The organism is Arthrobacter sp. B0427-1-12, from assembly GCF_059092905.1.
Genome location: NZ_JBNHIC010000097.1, coordinates 1 through 7,075, shown reverse-complemented (window position 1 = coordinate 7,075; position 7,075 = coordinate 1). Strand labels below are relative to the sequence as shown.

The 7,075-nt window shown below is 60.6% G+C and carries 5 protein-coding genes and 1 pseudogene; all 6 read left to right on the top strand.

Annotated elements, in window-relative coordinates; all coding sequences use genetic code 11:
- Positions 1-185 precede the first annotated feature (185 nt).
- The 6 genes and pseudogenes from AC5RWU_RS23290 (at position 186) to AC5RWU_RS23265 (ending at position 6,711) form a co-directional block, all read left to right on the top strand.
- Entirely contained in the window at positions 186-1,421 is a 1,236-nt protein-coding gene (locus AC5RWU_RS23290; RefSeq protein WP_493986546.1) for an amidohydrolase, read from the top strand.
- Between the two features lie 51 nt (positions 1,422-1,472).
- Positions 1,473-2,492, top strand: coding sequence for an ATP-binding protein (locus tag AC5RWU_RS23285; protein WP_493986545.1), 1,020 nt, complete (start codon positions 1,473-1,475; stop codon positions 2,490-2,492).
- Positions 2,399-2,629, top strand: coding sequence for a hypothetical protein (locus AC5RWU_RS23280; RefSeq protein WP_493986547.1), 231 nt, complete (start codon positions 2,399-2,401; stop codon positions 2,627-2,629). The genes AC5RWU_RS23285 and AC5RWU_RS23280 overlap by 94 nt, the downstream gene beginning before the upstream one ends.
- Before the next feature lie 60 nt (positions 2,630-2,689).
- Positions 2,690-4,118, top strand: a pseudogene (locus AC5RWU_RS23275) (IS1380 family transposase).
- Between the two features lie 87 nt (positions 4,119-4,205).
- The gene (locus tag AC5RWU_RS23270; protein ID WP_493986544.1) at positions 4,206-4,439 is read left to right on the top strand and encodes a hypothetical protein; all 234 of its coding nucleotides are present in this window, start codon (positions 4,206-4,208) and stop codon (positions 4,437-4,439) included.
- Positions 4,440-5,403: 964 nt separating this feature from the next.
- Complete coding sequence (locus AC5RWU_RS23265; RefSeq protein ID WP_493986543.1) at positions 5,404-6,711, top strand: MFS transporter; 1,308 nt, start codon at positions 5,404-5,406, stop codon at positions 6,709-6,711.
- Positions 6,712-7,075: the final 364 nt, after the last annotated feature.

Below are 7,075 nucleotides of genomic sequence, written 5' to 3'. Positions count from 1 at the left end.
TGGTCGAGGGTATCCGGGCCGTCGGCGGTGAAGCGACGGCGGTCCAGGGCAACACTGCAGTGGCTGACGACAGTAGGAAGGTTGTCGACTTTGCCCTAGGAATATGTAGGGGATTGATACGCAGGGGTGCCAGTGGTACACACTTGTCAATTAGGCAATGCTCCCCGCACCTGTGAAAGGACTTCATGACCATCACGACTGACATATTCGGCCTCTCCGCCGGTCACACCACCGGAATGCGTGATATCTATAAGCACCTGCATGCCAACCCCGAGCTGTCGATGCAGGAAACGCGCACCGCCGAATACATCCGCGAAAAACTGGACCGCTTAGGACTCGAAACATTCATATGCGGAGGCACCGGCATTGTCGGCATCCTGCGCAATGGGGTGGGCCCCGTCGTCGGCTACCGTGCAGACATCGACGGCCTCCCCATCCAGGAAGACACCGGGCTGGACTTTGCGAGCACAACAACAGGCACGATGCCAGACGGCAGCGTGGTCCCGGTAATGCATGGCTGCGGCCACGACACGCACATCACTGTCGGACTAACTGCCGCCCAGCTCATGACCGAGAACCGTGGCGCCTGGGCCGGTACCGCCGTGTTCATCTTCCAGCCCGGGGAGGAAACCGCCGCCGGGGCCAGAGCGATGGTGGAGGACGGGCTGTGGGACAAGGCACCTAAACCAACCATTATTTACGGGCAGCACGTATGGCCCGGACTTGCCGGCACTGTGAATCTCAGCCAAGGCACTGCCATGGCCATGGCAGACTCGTGGAAAGTCACGGTGCACGGGAAACAGTCACATGGATCACAGCCAGAGCAGTCGATTGATCCGATCGTGCTTGGCGCCCACATGGTGGTCCGAATCCAGACGATCGTCTCGCGCCAAGTCCATCCGATGAAGTCGGCCGTAGTCACCATCGGGACGTTCCATGGCGGACTGAAGGAAAACATCATCCCGACCTCCGCTGAATTCACGCTCAACGTCCGGACCTTCGATCACGACGTGCGTGATCTGGTTCTCCGCTCGCTTCGACGCATCATCAGCGCCGAGGCCGCGGCCTCAGGCGCCCCGGAGCCTGCCATTGAGGAAATCTCGAGCTTCCCGCAGTGCTACAACGATCCCTCGTCCGCCGAGGACCTGATGACAGCGCTCGAAGAAGTTCTGGGGAAGGACGCGGTCTTCGAAACACCCCCCGTCATGGCCAGCGAGGACTTCGGCTTGCTGGCAGAGGCCATCGGCGTCCCCAGTGTGTACTGGTTCTTTGGCGGACACGCCCAAGAAGTGCTCGACGGCGAAAACGCTCCCGCCGGCAATCACTCCCCATTCTTCGCTCCGGTGATCGAGCCAACGCTGAGCACCGGAGTCCGGGCCGCGATGACCGCCCTGATGTCAAAGTTGGGAACTCCTGCATGAGCAACCACTAGGCCGACCCTTCACGGTCGAGGTGACCGCCGTCATCTAGAGTTGAACGGCATCGTCGGATGTCGGATCAGAAGGAGTCCGGCACCAACCCCGACGCGCGCGGTCGTAAGCGCAGCACTTGCATACAAAGTGGACGCCATCCATCCTGGCTATGGCTTCCTGTCTGAGAACGCCGACTTCGCCGCACTGTGTGAAGAAGAGCAGGTCGGTTTCATCGGTCCCGCTGCTGGCATCATCCGCCGCATGGGAGACAAAATCGAGGCAAAGAAGATTGCGCGGCGGGCAGGGGTGCCCACCGTGCCCGGTTCTGTCGGTGCAATCGCTGAATACAACGAAGCTCTCGCTGTAGCCAGTGAGGTCGGCTATCCTCTCCTGATAAAGGCAGCAGCCGGTGGTGGTGGTCGCGGCATGCGGGTTGTTGAGAAGGCCGAGACGCTTGAAAGGGACCTCACGGAGATCATGTCGGAGGCCGAAGTCGCTTTTAGTGACCCGTCGGTCTACATCGAGCGTTACCTCACCGACATCCGGCACATAGAAATTCAAGTCATCTCCGACGGCCAGACCGTGCTTCACCTAGGGGAACGTGACTGCACGGCGCAGCGACGTAATCAAAAGCTCATCGAGGAATCACCCTCCCCGGTCTTGAACGCAGAGCTCAGGCAGGAAATGGCCGACGCCGCGGTCGCGCTCTGCCACGAGGTTGGGTACAAAAACGCCGGGACCGTAGAGTTCGTCTTCGATAATGTCGAACGCAAGTTCTACTTTATAGAGATGAACACTCGTATCCAGGTTGAACACCCCGTCTCCGAGATGGTCTCCGGCATCGACCTCATCAAGCTTCAATTGCAGATTGCCGGAGGAATGCTACTGAACCTAACCCAGGACGACATCATCATCACCGGCCACGCCATCGAGTGTCGTATCAACGCCGAGGACCCGGAAAGCAATTCGCGCCACGCCCAGGAACAATCACGAACTTTCGTGCCCTTGGCGGCTTCGGGATCAGGATGGACACCCACATCGAAGCGGGGTACGTCATCCCGCCCTACTACGACTCCATGATCGGCAAGCTCATCTGCTGGGGCAAGGATCGAGACGAGGCCATCGCCCGAACCCGCCGAGCCCTCGATGAACTAGCCCGGGGTTTTCATGAGGGTGGCTGCGCGGGGGCGTGTTTAAACAGGGAAAGGGTGCTCTGACTAGGGAAAATAGTGGTATTCGACGCCATATTTTCTCTGATCGTAGGGAGCACCCTTTCGATGCACGATTCTACCGGGGTTTTCCCGTCCGTTGATGTCGCCTTCACCGGCCAGTCGCTGGTCTCCCACGCCGGCACGAAAGTCCTCACCGGCCTCATCGATGCCCTGGGATTCAGGGGTCTGTGTGAGGACCGGCTGGGCCAGTTCGTTCCGCCCAATGCCGTGCACCGGCCCGGCCGCCTGCTCGGGTCGCTGGCGGTGATGCTGGCCGCCGGCGGGGACTATGTGGCGGATCTGGACATGTTCCGCTCCGCACCGGCGGTGTTCGGGCCGGTGCCCTCCAATGCGACCGTGTCCCGGTTCTTCGAGCGGGCGGCAGTCAACCCGGAAGGGTTCGGCCACGGCGTTGAAACCCTGACCCGGACCCTGCGCACCAGGGTGTGGGAGGCGGCCGGGGACCGCAGCCCGGCGGCGGCCGCCACCGCCGCGAATCCGCTGGTCATCGATCTGGACGCGACGCTGGTGGCCGCCCACTCGGACAAGGAAAACGCGGCTGGCACCTATAAGGGCGGGTACGGCTTCGCCCCGTTCATCGCCGCGGCCGACCACGGAACGACCGGCACCGGGGAGATCCTGGCCGTGATGCTGCGGGCGGGCAATGCCGGGGCGAACAGCGCCGCCGACCACATCAGCCTGTTCGAGACCGCCGCCGCGCAGCTGCCGGACTCCTTCCACGACGCCGGCGGCAAACTTGTCGGCCAGAAGGTACTGGTGCGCACCGACAGCGCCGGCGCGTCCCGGAAGTTCCTCTGGCATCTGCACGAGGCCGGCGTCCAGTTCTCCACCAGCTACACGCTCCCGCTGGGCAGGGCCCACATGGTCGAGAAGGATCAGCGACAAGCGGTACTGGCAGCCGGCCCTGGACGAAAACGGCAACGAGCGCACCGACGCATGGGTCATCAACGCCACCGAGGTGATCCCGCTGGACGACTACCCGCCGGGCACCAAGCTGTTCCTGCGCGCCGAACCCCTGCACCCGGGCGCCACCCCGTCCCTGCTGGACGTTGACGGGCACCGCATCACCGCGTTCCTGACGAATTCACCGCGCTGGCACGGGCCGTTCCTGGACGCCCGGCACCGGGCCCGGGCACGCTGCGAAAACCGGATCAAGACCCTGAAAAACACCGGCGCCGGCAGGCTCCCGTTCCACGCCTTCGCCGCGAACCGGGCATGGATCCAGCTGGCCGCCCTGGCCATGAACCTTCTCGCCTGGCTCCAGCTCGCCTGTCTGCCCGCCGGCCATACCGCGGGGCGCTGGGACATCAAACGCTGGCGCTACCGCGTCTTCGCCCTGGCCGGCAAAACCGTCAAATCCGCCCGCAGATACCGGCTCCTGCTGCCGGCCGCCGCACCCGGGAAGGACCTCATCGGACTGCTCCTGACCGGCACCCGCAGCCTCAAACAGCAGCTGGCGGCAGCACCCGGCTAACGTCGCAGCGACCTGATCCGACCAGCAGCAGCACCACCGGAAAGTGGAACCGGCGCCATCCCCGGGCGACCCAACGGGCTTTCCGGCATGCCCGAAACGGGAAACCTTCGCCGGTCAGGCAATTCGCCGAACCAGCCAGCTCTCAGCCGGCATCATGAAAAATCGAGGCTAGTCGTTGACGGCATCATCACCACGGCACCATTCCACAAGGAAATCCTCGAAACAGAAGAATTTGCAAGCGGTGACTTCAAAACCGCATTCGTTGCCAAGTTTCTGGAGACAGAACGAGTAGCAGGAGAGCTCGCACTGCTCCAAACCTAACTGCGGTTGCCGCAGTATTTCGGGTTGGTCACCGCGGACAGTGGCAGCAGCCGCAGACTGCTCGCCGGGCAGCACGAGGCAACCACCTCGTGCTGCCCGGTGGTGGGGTCCTGAGTGTCTTTGTGATCCAGAACTCAGCCGGCGATGTTGCCCTGTTTAGGAGTCAGTCGGGTAAACACGGACTCTCACGATTCTGTAGATTTGTGGACCTTAATGACCGTGTCGCCGGATGGACGGAAACGGCGCGGGTCCATAGTCTCAGGTGGCGTGGTCTGAAGGGCCACTGTCTTAGGTACCGAGGTTGATGCCTATCGAGGGCCAGGAATCACCTCCGCACCAGCATGGATACTCCGGATCAAGGACACAGGCAGCAACCCCGACGCCGGCCCGGCTTCCTACACTGGAGCTCAGGCACTCAGCCCGAGAGGTCCGGAACCGCGATCTCCTGGGCGGATCGCGGGAATAGACGGCTTCCTCCCACGCAATTTTCCTTAGCAGTGCGTTAGCCATATATCTTCTGCAAACCCCTGAGTTACGTTATGACGGGCTTCGGGACAGCAACTTCGATGATGGAAAGAACCCAGGGTCACCGCTGAGAAAACGGACCTCAGATAAGCGGGGGCCAGCTTGTTAGCTGCCTTGGAATTCGCGTTTGAGGCTCTATGAGCAGCCCATCATAATTTGCTTGACGCTGGGTATGACCTGAATTATGGTTAGCTACCGAGCGATCGATCGGTAGCACGAATGGGATCGCACAACAAGGGACCGCAGCGCTGACCCGACTACTAAGACTGTCCTCGGACGGCATGTATCCCGAGTTGCCGATGCGATCCGCACCGAAACATGCGATGCCTTAACTATCGTCCTGACTAACCTTTGCCGTCTGGTTAAGAGGGGTATGGGCCGAGGGACCGGACCCGGAATCAACGAACAACTGACATCGCACCACCACAAAGGAATCTCCATGGCACTTAACCTCAATGTCGAGCAGCCACCAAAGGCGGCCAGCGCAGCATCTATCAGACGACGCTCCATGATGGCCAGTACAGTCGGCAACGTCTTGGAATGGTACGAGTGGAGCGCCTACGCGGTGTTCGCGCCCTTCATTGCGAAGGCAATGTTCAATTCAAGCGATCCCGTCTCAGCGTTGCTGTCAACCTTGGCGGTATTCGCTGTTGGTTTCCTCATGCGACCACTCGGCGGCATCGTTTTCGGACGCATTTCAGATGTGAAGGGCCGCAAGTTCGTTCTGATAACAACGATGCTCATGATGGCAGGCGGGTCGTTGCTGATTGGTCTAATGCCCACCTACGGTCAGATCGGCATTGCAGCTTCCGTTCTGTTGCTTGTCGCCCGCGTTGCCCAGGGATTTGCGCACGGCGGTGAATCTGCAACTGCCAATACCTACATCGCAGAGATTGCACCCCACAATAAGCGCGGTCAGTGGGGCTCTATTGTATTCGTGGCAATCTTCGGCGGATCTGTCCTTGCCTTCTCAATCGGCGGCGGAGTCACGAATGTCCTCTCCGATACGGAAGTTGCCGAGTGGGGATGGCGTATCCCGTTCCTCTTCGGCGCCGTACTCGCCCTTGCCGCACTGTACATGCGACGCGGCATGAGTGAAAGCGAAGTCTTCGACGGACAGCAGGAAGCGCAGGCTGTAAACACGTCCCCGCCCCTGGACCGCAAAAAGCTCGTGCGGTCCATCCTGATGATGATCGGCATGACATCCGGCATCACAGCAGCTCACTATACGTGGACGTCGTACGCGTCCACCTATGCGATCACCAGGCAGGGCATGGATGCCGAAGGAGCCTATTGGGTTACTGTTCTCGCGCAATTGATTGCACTGGTCTCGCTGCCTCTTTGGGGCAGGTTGTCCGACAGGATCGGACGGCGCCCTGTCCTCATCGGCTTCGCAGTCGCGATGATCATCGCCCAAATTCCACTGATGAGTATGATCAACTCCCAGCCTTGGACGTTGTTCGTGGCCTCCACGACGGCTCTGCTTATCGTGGGCGCTTCCGGTGCCCTGCTCGCGTCCGTTCTTTCTGAAGCATTCCCAACTAGGATCCGGACGCAGGGCATTGGTTTCGCTTACTCGTTTTCGGTTGCAATTTTCGGCGGCACTGCACCTTATCTCAATGCACTTTTCAACAGCTGGTCTCTGGGCTGGATGTCGAATGTCTACATAATGATCCTTTGTGCAATGACGGGCCTCGTGGTCTTCAAACTGCGTGAGACCAAAGGTATCGACTTGAAAGACGCTTAGCAGCTCAGTTCGATGGCATCTGCCCCTTGGCTTCCAGCTAAAGGGGCAGATGCTTTTGCGATGATACGGTCCGGTGTCGGTTCGGACTTAGGCTGGCGAGTTTTTACGGTGAGCCAGGGCCGGCGTTTCCTGGGGCACGGGTAACTACGGGCGCACCACGGGGAAGCTTTCGCGCCTTGAAGTAGTCAGCCGGGCACTGGTTCCGCAGGCAGAACAGTACTGTTCGGGTTGCGGAATTGGGCATCCGTGGCCGTTGTTCTCTTTGTCATGTTAGCGGCCATGAAAAACTGCCCGTAGGCGGCCACGAAAATGCCCACTGACGGCCAGTAGAACTGCCCACCGGTGGCCATGAGATCTGCCCACT